Origin of the sequence: Stenotrophomonas sp. PS02298 (genome assembly GCF_029959445.1) — a bacterium.
Lineage (GTDB): Bacteria > Pseudomonadota > Gammaproteobacteria > Xanthomonadales > Xanthomonadaceae > Stenotrophomonas.
The window spans coordinates 1-1,902 of record NZ_JASCOR010000304.1 but is presented as its reverse complement, the minus strand read 5'-3'; the positions used below and the strand labels follow the sequence as shown (position 1 = coordinate 1,902).

Genomic DNA, 1,902 nt, shown 5'->3' with positions numbered 1-1,902 from the left:
GCGGGGGCTGGGGTGGGGCTAACCCCGACGTGGCGCCGCGGCCGCCCCCCCCCAAGCCCCCCATCCCTGAGCACAGGCATCAACCGCAACCTGACACCCCCTCTGCTTCGCGGCTAACGCCGCTCCTACGGGCTTCGCTGGGAGAGCCCCTGCCGAGCATGGCTCGGCACTACGCCTTTGCCCCCTGACGCTAGGGTAAGCCTCTGCCCCCCTCCCTTCCGCCAAAAGCGCAGGGCCATGCCTCTGCCCCCTCCCTTGCGCCGAAGGCGTAGGGGAAGGTTGGGGAGGGGTTGGCTCTTCGCTGTCCGCTTTCAAACAAACCCTACAACCTCACCCCCGCGGGTGATGCTTGCGATGCAGCTTCTGCAGGTGTTCACGGGCGACCAGGGTGTAGATCTGGGTGGTGGACAGCGAGCTGTGGCCAAGCAGCATCTGCAGCGCGCGCAGGTCGGCGCCGTGGTTGAGCAGATGGGTGGCAAAACTGTGCCGCAAGCCGTGCGGGCTGATCTTTCCAGGATCAATACCAGCCACCGCCGCGCTGGCTTTCACCAAGGCCCAGAACTGCTGCCGGCTCAATGGGGTACGGTCGATGTCGACAAACAATGGCACCTGCCCCGCCAACGTCGCCGCAACCGGCTTGCCTCCCGTGAGCTGTGGCCTTGCCGTGGCCAGATAGCACTCCAGCCAGTACTGCGATTCCTCGCCCAAGGGCACCAACCGCTCCTTGCTGCCCTTGCCGGTCACCCGCAGCACACCTTGGCGCAGATTGACCGCATTGGCCGGCAGGTTGACCAGCTCACTGACGCGCAGGCCAGCGGCGTACATCAGCTCCAGCATCGCGCGATCACGCAGGCCGACCGGGCTTTCCGTATCTGGCGCTGCCAACAGCGCCTCGACCTGACTCTCTGCCAAGGCCTTGGGCAGCGAGCGTGGCAGCTTGGGCGACTCCAGCAGTGCCGCAGGGTCTTCACTGCGCTCCCCGCGCTTCAGTGCCTGCGCGAAGAAGGCGCGCAGCACCGACAGCAGACGCGCATTGCTGCGCGCGGTCCAGCCGTGGCGGGTGCGCCAGGCCAGGTAATCAAACAGGCCCGCACGATCAATCCCAGCCAGGCCGTCGTTGGCGCCATCGCGCCAGCGAGACAAGCCTTCAAGATCGCGTCGATAACTCTCCAGCGAAGCCCGGGCCAAGCCATTTTCAGCCCAGATCGCATCCAGAAAGCGCTGGATCAAACGGTCATCGGCATCACGCAATGGCGGCAGTTGCTGCACCAGCTGGCGGCGTTCGGCAGGAGTCATGGACGCGGGCATCGGCATAAGGATAAGCCCGGCACGAACGGCTGCCCATGCACGCATGCCATCACAGAACGTATGCTCGGCCCATGAGCACACCCGCCCTTGCCGAAACGCCCCGCCCTTCCGCGTTGCTGCTGCGCCGCCTGGCCGCGCTGTTCTACGATCTGTGGCCGGTGTTGGCGCTATGGATGCTGGTGTCGGCTTTGTTCACCGTCGGCTACACCCTGGCTGGCCATGCCAGCCGCGACAACATCCATCCCTTCAGCGCATTGCAATGGCTGCTATGGCTGAGCTGCTGGTTGGTTGCAGGCCTCTATGCCACCGAGAGCTGGAAGCGCGGCGGGCAGACCCTGGGCATGCGCCCTTGGCGGCTGCGCCTGCAGACCGCTGACGGGCAAGCCCCCAGCCGGGTGCAGCTGTGGAAGCGCTACGCACTTGCCACGCTGTCGCTGCTATTGGCTGGTTTCGGCTTCATCTGGGCGCTGTTCGACCGCGAGCGCCTGACCCTGCACGACCGCCTGAGCGGCACAAGACTGACGAAATTGTAGTGCCGAGCCATGCTCGGCAGAGGTTTTGCCGGTAGAGCCCCTGCCGAGCACGGCTCGGCAC

At 65.8% G+C, this 1,902-nt stretch carries 2 protein-coding genes; one reads left to right on the top strand and one right to left on the bottom strand.

The features are described from left to right. Positions 1-330 precede the first annotated feature (330 nt). Positions 331-1,308, bottom strand: a complete 978-nt coding sequence (xerD, locus tag QMX78_RS21270) for a site-specific tyrosine recombinase XerD (RefSeq protein ID WP_282273420.1) — start codon at positions 1,306-1,308, stop codon at positions 331-333. 71 nt (positions 1,309-1,379) lie between these two features. Here xerD and QMX78_RS21265 point away from each other — a divergent pair, with 71 nt between their 5' ends. After that, positions 1,380-1,841: an RDD family protein gene (locus QMX78_RS21265; RefSeq protein WP_282273418.1), complete on the top strand. Its 462-nt coding sequence runs from the start codon at positions 1,380-1,382 to the stop codon at positions 1,839-1,841. Positions 1,842-1,902 lie beyond the last annotated feature (61 nt).

Bases quoted from the DNA above. Each gene is read 5' to 3' on its own strand.
- xerD (WP_282273420.1), bottom strand. From the start codon at position 1,308: ATGCCCGCGTCCATGACTCCTGCCGAACGCCGCCAGCTGGTGCAGCAA.
- QMX78_RS21265 (WP_282273418.1), top strand. From the start codon at position 1,380: ATGAGCACACCCGCCCTTGCCGAAACGCCCCGCCCTTCCGCGTTGCTG.